This is a genomic window from Polaribacter porphyrae (assembly GCF_002954685.1).
Classification (GTDB): domain Bacteria; phylum Bacteroidota; class Bacteroidia; order Flavobacteriales; family Flavobacteriaceae; genus Polaribacter; species Polaribacter porphyrae.
The window spans coordinates 2,975,367-2,998,150 of the sequence record NZ_MSCN01000001.1 but is presented as its reverse complement, the minus strand read 5'-3'; the positions used below and the strand labels follow the sequence as shown (position 1 = coordinate 2,998,150).

Genomic DNA, 22,784 nt, shown 5'->3' with positions numbered 1-22,784 from the left:
GAGGCTTAAAAACGCTTCTTTTTAGCAGTACCTCTTCTTTGTTTCCCAGAAGTATTATTTTGATTATTTCCTTTAAAATGAGGCTTCCTTTTAGGTTTTTTCTTTTTTGAATCACTAGAATTTGCTGGTTTTTTCTTTTTACCAAAAGATCCCTTACTTTGGGTAGCTGCTCTTTTTGCAGAAGCAGTATCTGTAGGTTCAAATCCTTTTACAATTGTAGATTCTAATTTCTCATTCAGTAATTTTTCAATTTCTTTTTGATATTCAGTCTCTTCACTACACACTAAAGAGATTGCTTCTCCTTCAGCTCCTGCTCTTCCTGTTCTACCAATTCTATGCACATAATCTTCAGGTACATTTGGCAATTCGTAATTGATAACATGAGGTAATAAAGGAATATCTAAACCACGTGCAGCAATATCTGTAGCTACCAAAATTCTAATGGTGTTTTCCTTAAAATTTTTTAACGCTTTTGTTCTTGCACCTTGACTTTTATTTCCATGAATTGCAGCAGCTGAAATTTTTGATTTTATCAACTTATCAGTTAATCTATTTGCACCATGTTTGGTTCTTGTAAAGATTAAAACTTGATTCCAATTGTTATCTTTTATCAATTGAATGGTAAACTCTGTTTTTCTTTTTTTATCAACCTTAAAAACTTTATGAGTTACTTTTTTAGCAGTGGAATTTTGAGGAGCAGTTTCTACAGATATAGGATTTCTCAAAATACCAGAAGCTAACTTTTTAATATCATTAGAAAAAGTTGCCGAAAACATCAAATTTTGACGTTTAACAGGCATAAAACTAATAATTTTGTTAATGTCTCTAACAAAACCCATATCTAACATTCGATCAGCTTCATCTAAAATAAAAACATCAATCCTTTTAAAAGAAACTGCTTTTTGTTCATGTAAATCTAATAATCTACCTGGAGTTGCTACTAAAAAATCTACACCTTTTCTTAATGTTGCTATTTGTGATGCTGGTTTTACACCACCAAAAATTACTGCAGATTTTATATTTACATACTTACTATATTCTCTTACGTTTTCATGTACTTGAGCCGCTAATTCTCTAGTTGGTGTTAAGACTAAAGCTCTTAAAGGTCTATATTTTGGATGCTTGGTTTCTGATAAATATTGTAAAATAGGTAAGGTAAAACCTGCTGTTTTTCCTGTTCCTGTTTGTGCAGAAGCTAAAATATCTTTCCCTTTTAAAATATGTGGAATTGCTTTTTTTTGAATTGGAGAAGGTTCAGTATATCCTTTTTCTGCAATAGCTTTTAAGAAAGGATCTGATAAACCTAGGTCTTTAAATGACATGTGTTTGTTTTAAGAAAAAACAGAAGTATGTTTTTAGATAAGTACAAATGTACATTCTTTAATTTAAGAAAAATGTAAATTTGATATGAATAAAAAAAGATTGTCTAAAAAGTAATTTTTAGGCGATTTCCTTTTTCATTTTTTTAGTTTGTTGTTTTGATTGTGATTTTTTTGTTAAAAAGTCCAATTTTAAGAAAGTAAAAGCGATTTTATATCGCTAAACTGAACTTATTCAAGTTGTATACCATTGCAATTTGTCCTATTTCTACATTTACTTTATCAATTCCTCTTAAAATAAAGTTTTTAAAGTTCATATTGTGTTTTATACATCCAAAGACAGCTACCACGTCCCAGCAACGTTATTTTCTTTTAGCAATACCTTGCTCACTGATTAATAGTGTTCTATGATGCAATCGTTTTTATTTATTACAATGACTTATCAACGGGCATCCCTTGCAATTTTTAGCTTGATATCAATGAATTTCTTTTTCAAAATCATTTTTTGTTTTCTTTTTATAAACACTAATGTTAGTCATCGCTTATCAGATAAAACAGTAATAAGTGTCTGTTTCTTTTATGATAGTATAACTGATCTAGACGAAATAGGTTCATTTTTCCCTTCTTCTTATCTAATTGTTCTTTATGGAAGTAATTACATTTTACAAAAGCAGTAATATTTTTATTCTCAAAATCAGTATAGTTTTCTATATGATTATCAACGTAGTCTTTTAGTTTGGGGGTTATCAGCTATTATTTGCGCTAGTATGTAATTGGTTAGATATTGATTGATCGTAGAAGCTTGTATATTATAGGTGGGTTTTAGTTGTCTATTCTGCACATAATCCTCCTTCATTTACATAAAAGTAGCATAATATCTATTTTACGTGAAGAATACAGATTACATAAATAAGCATAAATGATAATTTTGAGCAACATTCAAGGATGATAACTGAAGTCCCTCCTCTTTTGTAGCTTTGCTCTAGACTACTTATATCTAAATAATCTACAATCGTGTTTACAATACGAACTGGATGATTAACAGAAGTTAAATCATCATAACTGGGTGGTAAAAGACTTAACTAATTTTGCTAATAGACCTTAAAGACTACTTTTTTGCTCATTCTCTAAATCTAAAGTAAGAATTAAAAAAAACAAAAAAAGACTGCCTTTTTAGACAGCCTTTTTACTATATATTTTCTTATCTATAAACCTCTTGTCCAACCAGTAGCCCAAGATGGAGCAGCAGCACCATTCCCTGCACCAGTTGCAGTTGCTTCAGTAACAAATGTAGATCCTTTAGCACCTGTGTAATTAGTTATTTGAAAACCAGAAGCTTTACTAGCAAACTCAACAGTAGTCATTGTTAAATCTCCAGCTTCTATTCTTACAGCTGCTTCAGCATCTGTAGATTTTACATTAATACCTAAATCAACATTACTTGTGTAAAAGTTATCAATGGTAAATGCACCACCACCTTCTTTGTAATATAACGCTCCTTCAGTTACTGGTCCTACAACCGTAATATTTTTTAAAGTAGCGTTCGTTACAGGAGTTGCATTACCATTATCGCCATTGTTAGAACCTTCTATACCTGCTTTAGCACCACCAGAAATATACCAGAATTCTCCTGTACCTGCCCATCCATCAGCAAAATCGATAGAATCATCACCAGAATTAGTAGAAACTAACCATTTACCATTTACAGTTCCTCCAAAAAATTCAATACCATCATCTCCTCCTTCAAAAGATTGAACATACTCGAAAGTAGTACCAGAACCAACACCAAATAAAGAAACTCCATTAAACTCTTTAGAGCTATTAAAAGTAGCACCTGTGTATTCAACTCTTAAATAACGAATAGAACCTGAATTATCATTAGAAACTGAACCTCCATAAGTTAAATCTGCAACTTCGGAAGTAGCAACTGAACCAACATTTGTTGGTGCTTTACCACAAATTACTAAACCACCCCAATCTGAAGCAGCAGGGTTTGTAGCACCAGAAGTCATAACTACTGGGTTATTAGCCTCACCTTCTACAAAAATTTGACCACCTTGTGCAACAGCAATGTAAGATGCTGTTCCACCAGTAGCTTTAATAGTTGTACCAGCAGGAATTGTTAATTTACCACCATCTTTTACTACAAAAGAACTAGTTAATAAATACTCAATATCTTTGTTTAAAGTGATGTCTCCTGTAACTTCACCAGCTAAGTTTTCTGTAGTTACTCCAGAATTACTTAAACCTCTTGTCCAACCAGCAGCCCAATCAGGAGCAGCAGCACCTTTACCAGCTCCAGTTGCAATACCTTGTATTAAAAATGATTGGTTTAAGCCTGCATAATTTGTTACTGAAAAACCAGAAATGTTATTAGCAAACTGAACATTTGTCATCGTTAAATCTCCAGCTTCTATTCTAGCAGCTGCTTCAGCATCTGTATCTTTTACAAATACACCTAAATCTGTACCTGCAATGTAAAAGTTATCGATATTAACTGTACCACCACCTTCTTTGTAATATAAAGCACCTTCTGTTACAGGTCCTACAACAGTTATGTTTTTTAAAGTAGCCTTTGTAACTGGAGTAGCGTTTCCATTGTCTCCATTGTTAGAACCCTCTATACCAGCTTTAGCTCCACCAGAAATATACCAATATTCTCCTGTACCAGCCCAACCATCTGCATAATCAACTGAATCGTCACCAGAATTTGTTGAAACTAAATATTTACCATTAACAGTACCACCAAAAAATTCGATGCCATCATCTCCACCTTCATACGACTGAACATATTCTACTGTTGTGCCAGAACCAACACCAAATAAAGAAAGTCCGTTAAATTCTTTAGAACTGTTGAATGTAGCTCCTGTATATTCTAACCTTAAGTAACGAATAGAACCAGAATTATCATTAGAAACTGAACCTCCGTAAGTTAAATCAGCAACTTCAGAAGTTGCAGTTGCACCAACGTTAGTTGGAGCTTTACCACAAATTACTAATCCACCCCAATCAGCAGGAGCAGGGTTTGCAGAAGCAGACGTCATTACTACTGGATTGTCTTTATTACCATCAATAAAAATTTTACCTCCTTGAGCAACTGCAATGTATGATGCAGTACCCCCAGAAGCTTCTATTTTTGTACCAGCTGGTATTCTTAAAACACCACCATCTCTTACTACGTAAGCAGCAGTTAAATCATAAGTAATTGAAGCATCTAAAGTAACATCTGTAGTGATATCTCCAGATAATTTATTGTTAGCTGTACAAGGTTGACATGAAGAACCTCCACAATCTACTCCTGTTTCATCTCCATTTTGAATTCCATCTGAACATGATGCAGTTATAACAGGATCATCACTACCACATGATACTACAAACGTGAAACTAGTTAATACTATTAAAATTGATAAAATTTGTTTTTTCATTTTTGTTTTAATTTATTTTTTCAACTCCTCAAAATTAGGTTTGATTGCGTTAATTAAACGTTTCTGTAAACTTATGCTTAAGTTACCCTTGTGTTAACTAAAAGTTATAGCTTAACGATAAATTAAAGTCTACACCTAAATTAAATGAAGTAACCAGAACATCTTGAACTTCTTGAGTTCTTTTTACTGTTGGATTTAGAATATTGTTTACTTTTAAGCCTAAACCAATATTTTTATTTGCATTATATTTAAAAATAAAGTCTAATGTTGGGATACCAGAATCTACAATATCACCTCTACCTAATTCTGTAGCTAAAGCAAATATTCTATCAGAAAAATAATTGAAAGCTACTGTTGACTGTATACTTTTATCTTTCTTAAATTCTTTTAAAAATGAAATATCTGCATTTAATAATAAATCTGATGCTCCTGTTAAAGAACTTTCAGCAAAAGAAAAATCAACACTTAAAGGAAAACCTGCAGCTGTAGTTTCGGTAAATACTTTATTAGCATCTAAATCTTGGTTGGTTTGCAAGTATGAAATGTTTAAACCTACAGAGAGTTTTGTTTTTAAAGTATTTTCTTCTGTTTCAACTTCACTTTCAATAATGTTTTTTCTAGCTTCTAATTCTATACCATATGCTGTAGCCAAATCACCAGAATTTACCCAACTCACATCATTTGAAGCGGAGTTAATTGTGATTTTATTGATTGGATCATTAATAAATCTGCCAAATAACCCTACTGATATTATTTCATCAGATTTAGGAAAGAAATCCCATTTAAAATCTAAATTATAATTGGTGGAAGTATATAGAGCTGGGTTACCAAGTGTTGTTAATGTAGGTGTTTCATCGTATTGAAATGGAGCTCTTTCTTTAAATTGTGGTAAGGTATAGGTTTTACTGGCAGCAAATTTTAAATTATTTTTTTCATCAAGTTCGTACTTTAATGATATTGATGGTAGTATTTCTAATTGATCTAATTCGCTTGAACCTTGCTGTAATGAAGTGTCAAAACTTAAAGATTGATTAATCTGTTCGAATCTAATACCAACTACAGCTGTAAATTTTTCAGAAAATTTATATTCTCCATTAACAAAACCAGCATGGATTGTTTGGTCACCCCCATAAGATTGTGGTCTTAATACATCTATACTAGTCCCTAAACCACCTCTAAACGTTCTAATATCAAATAAACCAGCATTAAAATTAGCTTGATTAAAGTAACTATCTAAATTGTAAATATCATTAATTAGAGGTTGAGGAACTGCACTTGAACCTCTATTACGTATGGCAAAATTAAATTGTGTAGCATTAAAATCTACGTTTTTAAATCTTCCATTGTAGCCTAAAGTTACTTTTCCTAAATAGTCTTCATCTTCGTTTTTATCAAATTTATAAGAAACTGAAGCATTTGCTGCTAATTCTTCTTCTTCTAAATCTTGAAAAAATCTATGATTATCTGATTGATTTAAAGTTTCTTTAAAAGATTTTGGTCCATTAGGCACATTCCAATCATCTGGAGTTAAGATTACTTGACGTCTGTTAGGAATATCATTTGCTACAAAATTGTATGCTCCACCCCAGTTTACTTCTATATTCTCATTAATTTTATGATCTCCTAAAAGTTGATGAACAAACAAGGATGTTCTTTCAAATAATGCTCTTTGAACAAATGCACCTCCATTTGGAGCATAATCAAATATATCTACACTACCAAAATACTCTTCTTGGGTTTGATTTGTAGTATTAATCATCAAGGCATTGTATCTAAATTCATTGGATTTGTGCTTTAATAAAATATTACCCATAGCAGTAAAATTTGTTTGATAGATGTAAGATGTGTAATCATAATCTCTTCTAGCAACTGCACCTGTATTAACACTACCTCTATTTACCCCTTCTCTAAAGTTATAATCATTATTAAAAGAAGCTACTCCAAAAAAGCTCAATTTAGTGTCTTCTCCTAGCTCATAAGAATCTCCACCTTTAATAGATAAACTCAAATTTATTGGTGTATTAGCTTCTTCTCTATCCCAACTTGTACCAAAATTATAATTGTTTAATGGAAAGTTTGGAATACCTACATCATAAAAACCAGTGTAATTAGGACCATCATTTAAGTAAAAAGTGTTTTGACTTATAGCTTCTGAATTTACTGCTGAACCAAAACCTATTTCTAAAAAGCCTTGACCTTTATACTTTTTTGATGATATATCTATATTAGCTCCACTAAAATCTCCATAATTTTTAGTATTAAATGTTTTATCTATCGATATAAATTCAATAATATCAGTAGAGAAAATACCTAAATCAATATTTTTATTGGTAGGGTTATTAGATGGTAATGGTAACCCATTTAAAGTAGTTGTGTTATACCTGTCTCCTAAACCTCTTACAAAGACACTACCTGAACCTTGTTGTTTGGAAATACCTGTAGTTTTAGTTAAAGCAGTTGCAGCATCACTTACTCCTTTTTTTATCAATTCTTGTTGACCTATTTTTTGATCTATGGTTACCGCTTTTTTTTGTTGCAGTAATAAAGCAGATTCTTTTTCTCTACTAGTAGTAGTTTTCACAACAACTTGATCTAAAGCAACACCTTCTTCAGCAGACATTAATTGATTTATAGTAATTGTTTCACCTGCCTTAATTGCAAATGGTTTTTCAATTGATTTATATCCTAAAAAACTAAAAACGATAACATGGCTCCCAGCAGGAACTTTTAATGAATATTTACCATCAAAATCGGTTGTAGATCCTATAGTAGTTCCTTTAATAATTACATTTGCGAATGGTAATGGCTCATTCCCTGCTTCTTTATCAGTTAAAATACCTTTAACTGTTGCATTGTTTTGAGCTATTGAAATTTGACCTAAAGCCAAAAATAAAATAAATAGAATTTTCTTCATTTCTATGACATTAATTATTTTGCAAAAGTCTATTACTTTTGTAAAGTCTTTGTTAGTTAAGAATTATACTTGTGTTAATAACCTGTTAAGTTAATGTTACCTGATTTGAGTAAATCTAATTTATATTTGAATCTCTTTGGAAAACTATCTGTGAGATTAATGTTTTATATCATAACATTTAGATAACATTATCAATTTATGGAGTAATTAAATTTGTTTCTTTGTAAAAAATTTAAAAAATGGGAGATCCTTATGTGTTAATGCTTGTTGCATTAGCTGTTCTAGCCATAGTAGATTTAGTAGTTGGTGTTAGTAATGATGCTGTAAACTTTTTAAATTCTGCAATAGGTTCTAAAGCAATTTCTGTAAGAAACATTATGATTATTGCTAGTGTTGGTGTTTTCTTTGGTGCTGTTTCTTCTAGTGGAATGATGGAAGTTGCCAGAAAAGGAATCTTTAATCCTAGTATGTTTATGTTTCAAGATGTTATGTTCATATTCATGGCAGTAATGATAACAGATATATTGCTTTTAGATGTTTTTAACTCATTAGGAATGCCTACTTCTACAACAGTTTCTATTGTTTTTGAGTTATTAGGTTCTGCTGTAGTTATTGCATTGATAAAAATCTCTCAAAATGATAACGAGACATTTTCTGCAATTTGGAACTACATTAACTACAATACTGCTTCAGATATAATATTAGGTATTTTACTCTCTGTTGTTGTAGCCTTTACTGTGGGTGCTATTGTACAATATTTTTCAAGATTAATTTATTCATTCAACTTTGAATCTAGGCCTGCTTATATCAACTCTTTATTTGGGGGTTTTGCTATAACTGCAATAACCTATTTTATTATTATTAAAGGTTTGAAAGGAACTCAATTTTATGGAAGTATAGAAGATTATTTAGAAGGAAATACATTAGAAATTGTAGCTTTTAGTTTTGTTATCTGGACTTTAATTTCTCATTTTTTAACAAAAGTATTGAAACTTGATATTTTAGTTATTATAATTGGGGTTGGTACTTTCTCTTTAGCCATGGCTTTTGCTGGTAATGATTTAGTAAACTTTATTGGTGTGCCAATTGCAGCACTAAATTCTTATGAAGCTTGGAGTATATCTAATATTGCTCCTGATGCTTTTTCTATGGGTAGTTTAGCTAAAAAAGTACCTTCAAATATTTGGTTACTTTTATTGGCTGGTGCAATTATGGTAATTACTTTATGGACATCTTCTAAAGCAAAGTCTGTAATCGAAACAGGTATTAACTTATCTAGACAAGGAGAGGGTCATGAGAAATTTCAACCAAATAATGTATCTAGAATTGTAGTTCGTTTTTCGATGTTTTTAAATGCTGGAATTAATTATATTATCCCTAAAAACACGCAGACTTATATCAATTCAAAATTTGAAAAACCCGTTGTAAAATTACCAAAAGACAAAACATTTGAAATGCCTGCTTTTGATCTTGTTAGAGCTTCTGTTAACTTAATTATGGCTAGTGTTTTAATTTCTATTGCTACTTCAATGAAATTACCTTTGTCAACTACTTATGTAACATTTATGGTGGCTATGGGTACTTCTTTAGCTGATAGAGCTTGGGGACGTGAAAGTGCTGTATATAGAGTTGCAGGAGTATTAAACGTAATTGGTGGTTGGTTTTTAACAGCAATTATTGCTTTTGTAGCTGCTGGTATTGTAGCGTATTTAATTAGTTGGCATATTGCTATGATTCCTGTTTTATTAGTAGTAGTTGCCTTTCTAATTACTAGAAACTCAATTGCTCATAGAAAGAAAACAAATGAAATTAAAAGAAAAACGTACATTGAAAGATCTGAATCTATCACTATAAATGGTGTAATTGAAGAAAGTGCAGATCATATTTCTGGTGTTGCAAGTAGAATTAATAAATTATACACGAATGTTGTTAATGATTTAGCAAATCATGATTTAAATAAGCTGCGTAAAACAGATAAACATGTTGCAAAATTAAATGATGAAATAGACGATTTAAAAGATAATGTTTTCTATTTTATTAAATCTTTAGATGAAACTTCTGTACAAGCCAGTAAGTTTTATATTTTAGTATTAGGTTATTTACAAGATTCTGCACAATCTATAAGTTATATTTCTAGAGCAAGTTTTAAGCACGTAAACAACAATCATAAAAATTTAAAAAAGGGACAGCTTAAAGATTTAAAGGAAATTAATAATCAACTTAATGAAATTCTAGAAAATATCAGTGCTATTTTTAAATCGAGAAATTTTGAAGATTTAAATTCTATTTTAATGCAAAAAAGAGATTTATTAACCAAAGTAACAGCTTCTATAGAAAAGCAAGTAGCTAGAATTAGAACTGATGAAAGTAGCCCAAAAAATACTACTTTATACTTTAGTATTCTTTTGGAAAGTAAAGATTTATTGAAAGCACTAACTAGTCTTTTAGAAACATACGAAGAGTTTTATTTGAGTACTAAATAGTAAACTGAAAAAAGATTCTGTATTAGAACCAAAAACCTAAATTAAATAACCAATAACTTCTTTTTGTATCTGGAGACCAACTATATTTTAATTCAATTGGCCCTAAAAAAGAATCGTAACTGTACCCTAAAGCATAACCAGAACGTATATCTTTAAACAATTCTATATCTTTAAATACATTATTGTCTATACGTGCATAATTGGCAATAAAACTTGCATAATTTTTTTCGGTAATAGCATATCTTAAAGTTAATTCTGATTTTATAAACGATTTAGCAGACAAATCAGAAAATTCATATCCATATAAAGAAATAAATGTATTAATATAGTTTTGGTTATAACCTCCTAAATAATAATCAAAAACTGTTGAGTTAGGGTTATCTAATGTAAAACCTGCTTGATTTGTATTTTGAAATGTTAATTTATCCCAAAAAGTAGTTGCAAAGCCCAAAGTACCTGTTGCTTGAGAAAATCTTCTAAAGTTATTTTGATAATCTGATGAAGACAAGTACCATTTAAAACTTAAATCTGCGAAATAACCTTTCGTTACAAAGTATTTTTTATCATAAGTATCTAGTTTTAAATACCCAAAAAGGCTATAATAATTACTTCTATCAATAATTGTTTTTTCATTGTTGCTAGTAACAACAGTTTCTGTAGAAATATTAAGGTGTTTATGTTCTGCTCCTAAACCCAATGCAAATTTTCTGTTAAACGTTGTCTGTATAAAAAATTGATTGGTAATGTCTGTATAATTCAAGTTGATACTACTAATATTTGGTAACTGAAAAGTTGCTAAACTAAACTTTGCATTATCTCTAAAGTGATTATACCTAGACCTAAAACCATAACTGATATAAAAACCATTATCAACAAAATAGTTGAGATTATATCTTAAATTATCACCTAAAATAATATCTAGAGAAAGTAAGTCGTTTTCAATAAGTAAGTGTTTATGACTATAATTTGCTAATATGCCAGATTTATACAAAAAATCGTAATGAGCTCCTAAACTTATTGATGCATTTTCTTTAGATTCTGTTAATGAAAAACTTAATTCATAACCATCATCTTTATTCTTTTTTAATTTATAATCTATTCTATCATAATTCTTTGTGGCTGATAGTAAATTTATTTTTTTTGATATCTCATACCTGCTAACACTATCTCCTTCTTTAATATTTAATTTACCTAATACAAAAGCCCTAGTATAGAAGTTAGAACCTTTTAAATCAATTTTAGAAATATATCTTTTAGAAGTATTTATTTTTAATGATTTTCTTTTCTTTTTTGAATGTTGTTTTTTTGATATCTCTTCAAAAATTTTGGTGTATTTTTTTGCTTCTATCTCTCCTTTTTCTAAAATTTTATCTTTTTTATCAAAATCAACTACATTAAATTCGAAGATATCTGGATGCACATAAACATCTAGTTTCTCTTTTTCTTTTTCACTTTTATTGTACATTTGATAACTCACAATCTGATTTAATATAGCTATTGCAGAAGTTAACTTTTCCTTTTCAAACAATCTACCTTCTACATCAACTCCAATTATAATATCCACACCTTTAGATTTCATTATACTTACAGGGAAATTATTAGCTACACCACCATCAACTAAAAGTTTACCATCACAAAAAACAGGATTTAAAAGTGTTGGGAATGAACTACTTGCTCTTAAGGCTATAGGTAAAAAGCCTTTTTCTAGTAATACTTCTCCCCCAGTTTCTACATCTGTAGCTATACAAAAAAATGGAATTGGTAATTTGGAAAAATCATCGATATCTTCTGTTGAATCTAATAATTCGCAAAGTAAATTTAAGACGCTTTGCCCTCTAGAGATACCTTTTGGTAACCCCACCTTTCCTTTACTTACAGGGAGTGCAATCTTCGTCTTTTCTCCATGTTCTTTTTCAAAAAATGTTGATGTACTTCTTGGTAGTTGGTCTCTTAAAATTTTTATAAAATCTGTTTCTTTTACAATTTTCTCTATTTTTAAGCCTGAATAACCTGCAGCATATAAACCGCCAATTATGGCTCCCATACTTGTACCACCAATATAATCTAACTGAATACCAGCTTTATCTATCTCTTTTAAAATAGCTATATGTGCAAATCCTTTTGCACCACCTCCACTTAAAACCAAACCAATTTTTGGTTGTTTTTGTTGTGAAAAACTAACCATAGAAATTAAGAATATAAAAAAAAGTAATTTGTTTTTCATTCTCTTAAAGATTATCTAACCTATCACAAACTTTATTAATATGGTCTAATCCATATAAAAAGTCAGATTCATCTATATTCATCCATTGAAATAATTGAAGAATTATAGTGTAATGTTGTCTAGCATAAAGTGAGCTTTTAATTGGCTGAGTTTGATTAAAACAGATTGGCTCATGATGAGCAATTCTATTTCTAAAATTATTAATTTTTTTCAATTCATTAAAAACATAGTTCTGATTATATTGGGTTGTTGGAGTACTTATTGGTTTTGAAGGGAATATTCTTAACATTATTCTGTGAGTTGCATTGAATTGATATCTAGCAAACATAAACCTCCAAAAACCAAAACCTAACTCTGCAACTAATTTATTATGTGTATAAGAATTTCCTAGCTTTGCAATAGCATCGTCAATACTCTTTTTTGTTTGCCAACAATTTCCGTTATCAAAAATTCCATTTAACTGGACTCCATCTTTTAACCAATTAGTTCCTAAATGTGATATACATTGCTTATCAATTTTATTTCTCAATGCAATCTCAAAACAACTAATTATTGTAAAAAACTCTTGAGATAATTTTAGGTTAAGACGATACAAAGTCATCGCTTTCTTAGTATTGTTATTACAAGCAAGAAAATATCTATTCATTCTAGCTGAAGATAATATTTCCTTAAACTTATTATATTGCATTTATTAGTTATTTTGTCAAAATAAATATAATCATTACTTTTGTGTTATCTTATTCCCAATAGTCCCTGATTTTTCAAACTGTTGGGTTCCGTTTTTTATAATATTACTTTTCTTTTTTCGGATGATAAAACTGATACACTTTCATAGCTCTTGCATTACCAATAACTTCTTTTAAACTGTCTAAAGAAGCTTCTTTAACACGTTTTGCGGATTTAAATTTACGCAATAAATTGGTAATGGTTTTATCACCAATATCAGGTATCAATTCCAACTCACTTTGTATAGCACTTTTACTACGTTTGTTTCTATGAAAGGTAATTCCAAATCTATGAGCTTCGTTTCTTAAAAACTGTGTAATTTTTAAAGTTTCCGATTTTTTATCTAAATATAAAGGTATTGGATCATCTGGATAATAAATTTCTTCCAAACGTTTTGCAATACCAATTATTGCTATTCTACCTCTTAAACCTAAAGTTTCTAAAGCTTTTACACCTGATGATAATTGTCCTTTTCCTCCATCAACAATAATTAGTTGTGGCAAAGATTCGCCTTCTGCTAGCAAACGTTTGTATCTTCTAAAAACAACTTCTTCCATAGATGCAAAATCATCTGGACCTTCAACCGTTTTTATATTGTAATGTCTGTATTCCTTTTTACTAGGTTTTCCATTTCTAAAAACTACACAGGCAGCCACAGGGTTTGTACCTTGAATATTAGAATTATCAAAACATTCTATGTGTCTTGGTTCCTCTTTTAGACGCAAATCTACTTTCATTTGTGCCATTATTCTGTTTACGTGTCTGTCTGGATCAACAATTTTTATCTGTTTGAATTGCTCCATTCTGTAATATTTTGCATTACGTTCAGAAAGCTCTACAATACGTTTTTTATCACCCAGTTTTGGGATGGTAACTTTTATATTTTCGCCAACATCAACAGAAAAAGGAACATAAATTTCTGGCGATTGTGAGTTAAAACGTTGTCTAATTTCTACAATAAACAATTCTAATAGTTCTTGATTTGTTTCATCTAACTTTTTCTTTATTTCTGTGGTATGCGATTGAATTATTAATCCGTTAGAAAGCTTTAAAAAATTTGCATATCCATGAGTGTTATCACTTATAATAGAAAAAACATCAACATTATTTATAGATGGGTTAACCACTGTACTTTTTGCTTGGTAATTACTTAATCTATCAAGTTTTTCTTTTATTTTTTGAGCCTTTTCAAACTCCATTTTAGAAGCAAAATCTAGCATTAAAGTATTTAATCTCTCTAAACTTTCTTTAAAATTTCCTTTAATAATGTTTTTAATTTCCTTGATAGAATTATTATAATGAGTTTCAGTTTCTAAACCTTCACAGGGTCCTAAACAATTGCCTAAATGATATTCTAAACACACTTTGTATTTACCTGCGTTTATTTTTTCTTGACTTAAATCGTACTTACATGTTCTAATAGTATATAGCTCTTTGATTAAATCTAATAAAATTTTTACTGTTTTTACAGAGGTAAAAGGACCAAAATACTCAGAACCATCTTTAATAACTCTACGTGTTAAAAATACTCTTGGAAAACGTTCTTTTTTAATACACAGCCAGGGATAACTTTTATCGTCTTTTAGCAATACATTGTACTTGGGCTTGTATTTTTTAATGAGATTATTTTCTAATAAAAGTGCATCTGTTTCTGTCTTAACAACAATATGTTTAATGCTAATAATATTTTTAACAAGCACTCGTGTTTTACCACTATCGTGTGTTTTTGTGAAGTAAGAACTGACTCTTTTCTTTAAATTTTTAGCTTTACCAACATAAATTATTTTGTCTTCAGCATCAAAATATTGATAAACTCCAGGTGAATTTGGCAAGGTTTTTATTTGAAGTTCTAAAGATGGAGTCATGCTCAAAAATACATCTTTTTACGAGCTTCTTGAAGAAAACACTTCAAATAAAATTTTCTGTCTAAATAAAGAACTCAAACAAAATTCTAAATTGGCTTATTCTTAAAATTAGCATCAATAATTAAATTTCTAAATCAACTAAATGAAATATTTAAGGTTAAAAATTTCAAAGATTTTATCAGTTTACAAATTCTTGAAAAATTATGTATTTATGATGGGGCTAATTGATGTAATAATACACCACAAAAAATATGAATTAACCACAAAAACATAGGTTTATTTGTTTTTAGCAAGCAAGTTCTAACTTTGAAATTTATATTGTAATACTTTAGAAAAATAAAATGTTTTAATATGAAAATCTACAAACAAAAAGTTGCTTTTATTAAGTACATAACTATATTAATTATTGCTACTTTTCTAACATTTTTCTTTCATGAAATGAGTCATTGGATAGCTTATGAATTATTAGGGTATGATGCTAGTTTTACCTTAAATGGAGCTGGTGTAAAAGATGCTTCAAAAAAATTATCAAAAACTGAACAGATAATAACAAGTGCTTCTGGGCCAATATTTACCATTATCCAAGCTATAGTATTTTATTTAATTCTTAAAAAAAGAAATAACATTTTATTATATCCATTTCTATTTTTACCCTTTGTTATGAGACTTGGTGCAGCTTGGGCTAATCAATTTCAGCCAAATGATGAAGGTAGAATTAGCTTAAATTTAAATCTAAACTTATATACTATTTCTTCAATTGTAGTGATTTTTCTTTTCTTTTTAATTTTTAAAATTTCGAAATACAATAAGTTTTCACTATTTTTAAATGTTATTACATTTGTAATTTCATGTATTCTAATGCTAGGTATTGCCTATTTTGATGCTAAATATAAACTTCGATTTATATAAAATAAATCTACGTGTTTTTAAAAAATTCATTTTCCTATACTCGCACTCTAAAATTTCATCTTCTTATAGGAGTCTTACTGGGTTTGTTTGTCTTATTTATTATTTTCTTTTTAAAACCTTTTGATACTGGTACTTCTACTCTTGCATTTAAAGAATTTTATTTTCTAGTTTATGGAGTTATCACTTTTTTTAGTTATTTAATTTTTCACTTTGTTTCTTCTTTCTATTACAGTAAAGTAAAAATTTGGAGAATTTTTGAGGAAATTATACTTTGCTTATTATTTGTTATTGCATCCATTATAATTTCTTTCTACTACACTGAAATTTTTATCAATAATAAACCTGAAAGAGTAACCAATACAAACTATTTTTTCAATTGGTTTAAAATTGTTTTTTTAGGTTTTGGTTTTTTATTATTCTTTTCTGCTGTTTTTTTAAGGAGAGCAATTATTAGACCGAAAGTTGACAATAATATACCCAAAATTACAATTAATGACCATGTGAAAAAAGTTAGAATCTTTGGAAGTTTAAAAAAGAGTTCTTTTTTAATTGATTTATCAAATCTTGCATACATAAAATCTGAAAATAACTATGTTACTATTTTCTATTTTGAGGAAGATATTCTTAAAGAAAAACTATTCAGATGTACGCTTACAAACATAAAAAAACAACTTCCTTATTTTTTAAAAGTACATCGTTCTTATATAATAAACCCTGCGTTTATCATCTCTTTAAAGGGTAATAAACAAAATGCGAGATTATATTTAAAAAATGTAGCGTTTGTAATACCAGTTTCAGCTCCTTTTTTTGAAGTTGTCTATAAAAAATTGAAAATATAACTATAGATTTGATTTAAGTTATAGTAATTGTAAAACTACTATAACACCAAAAAGTAAGTTTTTATATAGAGTATATTTATATCTAAAAAGTATTTTTAGTAGATAATGTTTTAAAAAAGTTAGCTTTTGTATTATCTACAACTTCTCAACCATACAAGGCAGATAATTGGTAAATTTTAGAAATCTCTTTATTATATTTCACGAAGAGTTGATTTTCTATACGATGCTTTGCAAGGATTCTATAAAAAATTTAAGAATATTTTATAGATCTCATTAAATCATTTCGATTAAATAAATATATTCCAGAATATTTATTTAATTTTAAAATCAAAATTTATATAAAAATTATGTTACAGTTTTTTAAACTTAACAAGTTTGTTCTTCTAATCTTCTTATTACTTACATCTTCTTTTCACGCTCAAAACGAAATAGATAGCCTTAAAAGTCTTTTACCCAAATCTAAAGGAATTCAAAAAATAGATGTATTAAATAGCCTTGCAAGTTATTTATTAACTGTAAAACCCAATGAGTCAAAAGAACTATTAAACCAGTCATCTATTTTATCTAAAAGTTTACAATACCCAAAAGGAGATGTTAATAGAATGTTGGTTTATGCCACTTACTATTCTAAAAAAAACAAATTGCACAAAACAGATAGTCTTCTTAAAATGGCTATAAAGATTTCTGAGAAAAATAATTTTCAAAAGGAATTGGCAAATATTCAGCTCGCCTATGGGGTAATGAAATTAAGAGAAGGGAGATATGCAGAAGCTATTGAAATACACTTTGAAGGACTTTCTTATGCTAAAAAATTAGATAATAAAGATTTAATAATTAATCATATACAAAATATTGGATTAATTAAACAAAGAATGGGTGAACTAAAGGAAGCTAATAAATATTTTATAGAAGCGTTACAAATAGCCAAACAAAATAAGCTTGCATATAGATCTGGTCAAATATACCTTAACCTTGGTGTTTTAGAATACAAAAAAAACAATCTTGGCCTTTCCATAGATTTTAATAAAAAGGCATACAATATTTTACAATCTACAGGAGATCTTACAGAAACAGCTAGAGCGTTGAACAATCTTGGCTTTGCTTATAATCTTATTGGTAAATCTGATAAAGCAATAAGTTACTACAATAAATCATTAAAGTTGAGAATGATTTCAGGAGATAGTTTAGGACAAGCAAGGGTTTTGCTAAATCAATCTAAAATATTTAAAAAGAAAAATCAACTCCAAGAGGCAATAGGATTAGCAAATCAATCAATAGAAATATTAAAAAATCTCGATAATTTAATCATACTGAAAGATGCATATACACTTGTATACAAACTCTATGAAGAGGTTAAGCTGTATGACAAAGCTTTAATTTCCTACAGAAATTATGTTGCAATAAAAGACACATTAAATTTTAGAGCTAATGTTAACAAAATAAAAGAATTAACTTCTAAATATGAGTTTTCTGAGCTAAAAAAAAGAAATCAATTAAATAGACAAAAGCTAAAAAAAAGAAATCAAGATTTAATTATAGCTCTATTGATTTTAATACTAATCACTTTTGTTTTTCTCATTAATAGATATCAATTTAAAAAGAAGTTAAAGATTAGTCAAAATGAATTAAAAAAAGCATTAAATAATGATACTGCTGACTCAAAGAAAAATATGAATGAGATTATAGAAAACCTCAAAAATGTCATTATTGATAAAAAAGATTGGTTATCGTTCATCTTTTATTTTGATATACTGTACCCAAATTTTTTTAAAAATCTATCTAATAATTATAAGGACTTAAATTTTACAATTAATGAACAAAGACTTATCTCTCTTATAAAGATAAAACTTACTACAAAAGAAATTGCTAGTATTCTTTCGATCTCTCCTGCTAGTGTTTTAAAATCCAAAACAAGACTAAAGGATAAGCTTGATTTTGATTCTATCAAAACCATGGACAAGTTCATAAGAAATTTATAAGAAGATATAATTGATTCTAACGTGAGTTAATAATTATAAAAAAGACTCATGTCATGGTTTTGTCTACTTTTTGTCAGGGTATTGTAGCTATGAAATAGTTTTTTTAAATCTCATTCTTCTATAGTTTTACAGAATATATTTAAACTAATTTATTTTTAATAACTAAATACATCAAGTTTATGATTATTTTAAAGCTTAAAAGATTGAAAATCTTAATTACACTATTTTTATACTTTATATCCCATTGGTCGTCAGGACAGAGTACTTATTCTACTAATTTTGAAGATGGTAGTAAAACAGGTACATACACTACTGGTAATGACGTCTTAAGTGGTATTACTTGGACACTACAAGAATCTCTAATAGGTACTGATGCAGCCAATGATCGATTCAACGGACTGAAGTCATTGCGCTTGAGATATAGAACAAATGGTACTCCAGGGATAGCTACTATGAATTCGGATGTGACTGGTATTGAGACGATATCATTTAAATATGCTCGTTTTGGAACTGATACAGATCCACCTGTAATTAAAGTAGAGTACAGTACAAATTCAGGATCCACCTGGATACAGGCTGGATCTGACATCGATACAGATGGTGTTACTACACTTACAGATTGGAGTCATACGATAAACGTTGTGGGTAGTGTAAGAATTAGGCTAAGAACTGTTAATGGCACCAATGGTCGTAGAGCTAACATTGATGATTTGGCATTTACATCGACAGCAGATACAACACCACCAGTATTTGAAAACAGCACACCATCTTCATCTTCTCTAACTCATACAAGCTTTACTTTAGGCACAGATATAGACGAAGCAGGAACAATTTATTATGTACTTTTAGCTGATGGCGCTACTGCTCCTTCATCTGCTCAAGTAAAGGCAGGAACTGATGGTAATGATGCTTCAGGAATAACTTCAGCAAGTCAACTTGTTAACTCTGGTGGATTTACGCATGATTTTAATATTTCTAGTCTTTCAGCAGGTTCTTCTTACGATATTTATGTCGTTGCAGAAGATGATGAAGGAAGTCCAAACTTACAAGCCTCCCCTACACTGTTAGAAGTCACAACCACTTCTACACTTACTTGGGATGGTAGTTCTAGTAATGATTGGGCAACAGCTGCCAATTGGACACCAGCAACCATTCCTGGCTCTGGAACTGATGTTACCATTCCTTCAGGTTTAACAAACTATCCTACTGCATCTGGTGCTGTAACAGTAAATACTGTAACCATGGCATCTGGTACTTCTTTAATTGCTAACTCTACATTTGCTGGAGCTGTAACTTATAATAGAACTGTTCAGTTTGTTTCTGGTAATTTAAAAGGATGGTATTTAATGGCTTCTCCTGTTTCTGGTGAAACCTATGACAATGATTACGTAACTGCCAATAATATCGCTGCTAATGGAACAAATAGAGGTATTGCTTCTTATAACACAAGTGGTGACTCTTGGTTGTATTTGCAACAAAATAGTTCTGGAACTTTTAATAATGGTCAAGGGTATTCTATCAAAAGAACTAGTAATGGAGATGTTGGTTTTACAGGAACTTTAAATACAAATAATGCTGGAGTAGATGTGGTATTATCTAATAGTTTAAATCGTTTTAACTTATTAGGAAATCCTTATACTTCTTACATTAGTAGTGCTACTTTCTTAAATAACGAAAGTGCTATTTCTGAAACCAAAACACTTTGGGTTTTTAATCAAACATTAGGGGTTAATGGAGAATATGAAGTGAAAGATATTAGTGATGCTATGATAATTGCTCCTGCTCAAGGGTTTTTTGTAAGAGCAAATACTGCTGGTGGTACTTTTAACTTTGCTGAAGCCAATCAATCTCACAACAGTTCTGATACGTTTCAAAAAAGTGTAAGTAATTTGGTAATAAAATTATGGATCAATGACGGTACTATTAAAAACTACGCTAGAGTTAAATACTTACCTAATGCCTCAAAAGGTTTTGATGTTGGTTTTGATGGGGAATTATTTAGTGGTGCTGCAAATACTTTTGCTGTTTATTCTCATCTACTTGAAAATAATCAAGAGAAAAAATATCAACTACAATCTTTACCTAACTCAAATTATGAAAACATGGTAATCCCTATAGGGGTTATAGCTAATTCTGGTAAAGAAATTACTTTTTCTACTGAAACTTTAAATTTACCTGCGGGTTTAAAAGTGTATATAGAAGATAGAGAAACGAATACATTTACTCGTTTAGATGAAGCTAATAGTAACTATAAAATTACTTTAAATACTACCTTGAGTGGTATTGGTCGTTTCTACTTACATACTAGAAGCTCTGCTTTAAGTACAAATGATATTACTTTAGAAGGAGTTAGTATTTATTCTAATAATAATACACTGCGTATTACTGGAATGAATAGTGAGAATGCCAAAGTTAAAATCTATTCTGTTTTGGGAAAAAAAGTTTTAGAGAGTTCTTTTTCTTCAAAAGGGGTTTCTGACATTAATTTACCAAAGTTAAATACTGGGGTTTATATTGTTCAGTTAACTTCTGAAAAAGGAAAAATAAACAAAAAAATAGTACTAGAATAATAGCTTTAAAATACAGATATATCATGAAAAATAATAATAAAAAACAAGATACTCATCAAAATATTACTCGTAAAGAAGCTATTAATAAAATAGGAAACTATGGTAAATATGCAGCATTAACTGCTCTTGGAACTTACATAATTCTAAACCCTAAAAAAGCTCAAGCTCAAAGCCCTGAAGCGCCTGGAACTGGGTTTTAATAAAAAACAAAAAAAGCGAGGCTAAACCTCGCTTTTTTATTCTATAAAATTATTTAAAAATTGAGTTTCTGTAGCATCTACAACTTCCCAACCATAAAGAGCCGATAATTGGTAAATTTTAGAAATCTCCTCAAAAAAACGAGTCTTAGCTTCTTTTTTTAGATTGATAACTGCTGTAGTTTCTTTAATTTTCTGAATACTTTTTTGTTGTATTTGATTCAAATCTTCTTTAGAAAATGAGTTAAACTGACTTTGTTGTAAATCGAAGTATTTTACATCTGGAGCGATAGAAACTTCTTCATCTGGAATATTGTTGATGTAAATTTTCTTTTCTAAAGAGTCTACTTGAATTTCTAACTTTGATAAATCGTACCCTACTTCAACTTTTGCATTTACAGTTACAATTGCTTTTTTATCAAAAGAAACCACATCATAAAAGTATTTTTTTGAGTCTTTATAATTGTAAACTTCAGAAAAACTAGCACTAGAAACTACCAATTTACTCAAATTATCTACTGCATTTAAAACAACTTGAGTTTCTTCTTTTTTAACAATGTTATTTTCTTTTTGATACCAAAATTTGGCAATAAAGAAACCCAGTAAAAAAACAAGAATATATCTAGATACTCGCATAATATTAAGTCTATAAAATAGAAGACTTTAGAAAGTTAGTGAAAATTCTCTAAACTTCTTCTGAAATTGCAGTTTCTTGTTCTTTTTTCTTTTCTTCTTTTGGGAAAGCTTGATTGCTGAAAAAGAATAATAGTACTACACCAATTGAAATAAAAGAATCTGCTGGATTAAAGATATATTGAAAAAATGTAAACGGATCTCCACCAACAAAAGGAATCCAATTTGGTAAGTTTCCACTCCAAATAGGGAAATAAAACATATCTACTACTTTACCAAAAAACAACTTACCTGTTGTAGTTTCTGGGAAAATAGTGGCAACACTATGAGCAGGATGATTAAAAATAACTCCATAAAAAACAGAGTCTATAATATTACCTACTGCTCCTGAAAATATCAATGAAATAGCAATAATAACAGCATTGTGAACTTTACGTTTAATGGTACCAGCTAACCAATAAACTATAGCTATTACAGCAACTATTCTAAATAAAGTTAAAAAAAGTTTACCAGCATTACCCCCAAATTCAATACCCATTGCCATTCCATTATTTTCGGTAAAATGAATTCTAAACCAATCGAAAACTACAACTTCTTCGCCCAATACAAAGTGAGTTTTCACATAGATTTTTATAACTTGGTCTAAAATTAATGCGATTATAATAGTAAGAATTGCAATATTCTTTTTTGACATATTTTTA

The 22,784-nt window shown here is 29.3% G+C and carries 15 protein-coding genes; 6 read left to right on the top strand and 9 right to left on the bottom strand.

The genetic code is table 11. From position 1 onward, the window contains the following. Window positions 1-5: 5 nt before the first annotated feature. The 4 genes from BTO18_RS13500 to BTO18_RS13490 all read right to left on the bottom strand — a co-directional run bounded on the left by BTO18_RS13500 (window position 6) and on the right by BTO18_RS13490 (window position 7,658). Complete coding sequence (locus tag BTO18_RS13500) at window positions 6-1,322, bottom strand: DEAD/DEAH box helicase (RefSeq protein ID WP_105016727.1); 1,317 nt, start codon at window positions 1,320-1,322, stop codon at window positions 6-8. 209 nt (window positions 1,323-1,531) lie between these two features. Continuing rightward, complete coding sequence (locus tag BTO18_RS17500; RefSeq protein WP_226789046.1) at window positions 1,532-1,669, bottom strand: transposase; 138 nt, start codon at window positions 1,667-1,669, stop codon at window positions 1,532-1,534. 855 nt (window positions 1,670-2,524) lie between these two features. Further along, entirely contained in the window at window positions 2,525-4,744 is a 2,220-nt protein-coding gene (locus BTO18_RS17880; RefSeq protein WP_211295606.1) for a beta-helix domain-containing protein, read from the bottom strand. A 97-nt stretch (window positions 4,745-4,841) separates the two neighbouring features. Beyond that, window positions 4,842-7,658, bottom strand: a complete 2,817-nt coding sequence (locus tag BTO18_RS13490) for a TonB-dependent receptor (RefSeq protein ID WP_105016726.1) — start codon at window positions 7,656-7,658, stop codon at window positions 4,842-4,844. 239 nt (window positions 7,659-7,897) lie between these two features. Between BTO18_RS13490 and BTO18_RS13485 the strand changes: the two genes are divergently transcribed. Further along, on the top strand, window positions 7,898-10,141 hold the full coding sequence (locus tag BTO18_RS13485) for an inorganic phosphate transporter (protein ID WP_105016725.1): 2,244 nt from the start codon (window positions 7,898-7,900) through the stop codon (window positions 10,139-10,141). A 22-nt stretch (window positions 10,142-10,163) separates the two neighbouring features. On the opposite strand, the gene BTO18_RS13480 is transcribed toward BTO18_RS13485, so the two are convergent. The 3 genes from BTO18_RS13480 to uvrC form a co-directional block, all read right to left on the bottom strand. Continuing rightward, window positions 10,164-12,365, bottom strand: a complete 2,202-nt coding sequence (locus BTO18_RS13480; RefSeq protein ID WP_105016724.1) for a patatin-like phospholipase family protein — start codon at window positions 12,363-12,365, stop codon at window positions 10,164-10,166. A 4-nt stretch (window positions 12,366-12,369) separates the two neighbouring features. Beyond that, window positions 12,370-13,053, bottom strand: a complete 684-nt coding sequence (locus BTO18_RS13475; RefSeq protein WP_105016723.1) for an Abi family protein — start codon at window positions 13,051-13,053, stop codon at window positions 12,370-12,372. A gap of 103 nt (window positions 13,054-13,156) precedes the next feature. After that, entirely contained in the window at window positions 13,157-14,956 is a 1,800-nt protein-coding gene (gene uvrC, locus BTO18_RS13470; protein ID WP_105016722.1) for an excinuclease ABC subunit UvrC, read from the bottom strand. A 351-nt stretch (window positions 14,957-15,307) separates the two neighbouring features. On the opposite strand from uvrC, the gene BTO18_RS13465 reads away from it, so the two are divergent. The 5 genes from BTO18_RS13465 (at window position 15,308) to BTO18_RS17695 (ending at window position 21,453) form a co-directional block, all read left to right on the top strand. After that, entirely contained in the window at window positions 15,308-15,865 is a 558-nt protein-coding gene (locus BTO18_RS13465) for a hypothetical protein (RefSeq protein ID WP_105016721.1), read from the top strand. An 83-nt stretch (window positions 15,866-15,948) separates the two neighbouring features. After that, entirely contained in the window at window positions 15,949-16,704 is a 756-nt protein-coding gene (locus BTO18_RS13460; RefSeq protein WP_170063277.1) for a LytR/AlgR family response regulator transcription factor, read from the top strand. Between the two features lie 347 nt (window positions 16,705-17,051). Beyond that, entirely contained in the window at window positions 17,052-18,683 is a 1,632-nt protein-coding gene (locus tag BTO18_RS13455; RefSeq protein ID WP_105016719.1) for a tetratricopeptide repeat protein, read from the top strand. A 203-nt stretch (window positions 18,684-18,886) separates the two neighbouring features. Beyond that, window positions 18,887-21,253 (top strand): T9SS type A sorting domain-containing protein, encoded by a 2,367-nt coding sequence (locus BTO18_RS13450; protein ID WP_170063276.1) that lies wholly within the window; start codon window positions 18,887-18,889, stop codon window positions 21,251-21,253. Between the two features lie 23 nt (window positions 21,254-21,276). After that, on the top strand, window positions 21,277-21,453 hold the full coding sequence (locus BTO18_RS17695) for a hypothetical protein (RefSeq protein WP_170063275.1): 177 nt from the start codon (window positions 21,277-21,279) through the stop codon (window positions 21,451-21,453). A 36-nt stretch (window positions 21,454-21,489) separates the two neighbouring features. Here BTO18_RS17695 and BTO18_RS13445 read toward each other — a convergent pair whose 3' ends face one another. Together BTO18_RS13445 and BTO18_RS13440 are read right to left on the bottom strand one after the other, a co-directional pair. After that, window positions 21,490-22,086 carry a DUF4230 domain-containing protein gene (locus tag BTO18_RS13445; RefSeq protein ID WP_105016717.1) on the bottom strand — a complete coding sequence of 199 codons (597 nt, stop codon included), beginning with the start codon at window positions 22,084-22,086 and terminating at the stop codon, window positions 21,490-21,492. 49 nt (window positions 22,087-22,135) lie between these two features. After that, window positions 22,136-22,777 carry a lipoprotein signal peptidase gene (locus BTO18_RS13440; protein ID WP_105016716.1) on the bottom strand — a complete coding sequence of 214 codons (642 nt, stop codon included), beginning with the start codon at window positions 22,775-22,777 and terminating at the stop codon, window positions 22,136-22,138. Between the last annotated feature and the right edge of the window lie 7 nt (window positions 22,778-22,784).

Excerpts from the sequence above, each read along its gene's own strand:
- uvrC (WP_105016722.1), bottom strand. The coding sequence starts at position 14,956 with ATGACTCCATCTTTAGAACTTCAAATAAAAACCTTGCCAAATTCACCT.
- BTO18_RS13465 (WP_105016721.1), top strand. The coding sequence starts at position 15,308 with ATGAAAATCTACAAACAAAAAGTTGCTTTTATTAAGTACATAACTATA.
- BTO18_RS13475 (WP_105016723.1), bottom strand. The coding sequence starts at position 13,053 with ATGCAATATAATAAGTTTAAGGAAATATTATCTTCAGCTAGAATGAAT.
- BTO18_RS13485 (WP_105016725.1), top strand. The coding sequence starts at position 7,898 with ATGGGAGATCCTTATGTGTTAATGCTTGTTGCATTAGCTGTTCTAGCC.
- BTO18_RS13455 (WP_105016719.1), top strand. The coding sequence starts at position 17,052 with ATGTTACAGTTTTTTAAACTTAACAAGTTTGTTCTTCTAATCTTCTTA.
- BTO18_RS13445 (WP_105016717.1), bottom strand. The coding sequence starts at position 22,086 with ATGCGAGTATCTAGATATATTCTTGTTTTTTTACTGGGTTTCTTTATT.
- BTO18_RS13490 (WP_105016726.1), bottom strand. The coding sequence starts at position 7,658 with ATGAAGAAAATTCTATTTATTTTATTTTTGGCTTTAGGTCAAATTTCA.
- BTO18_RS13500 (WP_105016727.1), bottom strand. The coding sequence starts at position 1,322 with ATGTCATTTAAAGACCTAGGTTTATCAGATCCTTTCTTAAAAGCTATT.
- BTO18_RS13480 (WP_105016724.1), bottom strand. The coding sequence starts at position 12,365 with ATGAAAAACAAATTACTTTTTTTTATATTCTTAATTTCTATGGTTAGT.
- BTO18_RS17880 (WP_211295606.1), bottom strand. The coding sequence starts at position 4,744 with ATGAAAAAACAAATTTTATCAATTTTAATAGTATTAACTAGTTTCACG.
- BTO18_RS17695 (WP_170063275.1), top strand. The coding sequence starts at position 21,277 with ATGAAAAATAATAATAAAAAACAAGATACTCATCAAAATATTACTCGT.
- BTO18_RS13440 (WP_105016716.1), bottom strand. The coding sequence starts at position 22,777 with ATGTCAAAAAAGAATATTGCAATTCTTACTATTATAATCGCATTAATT.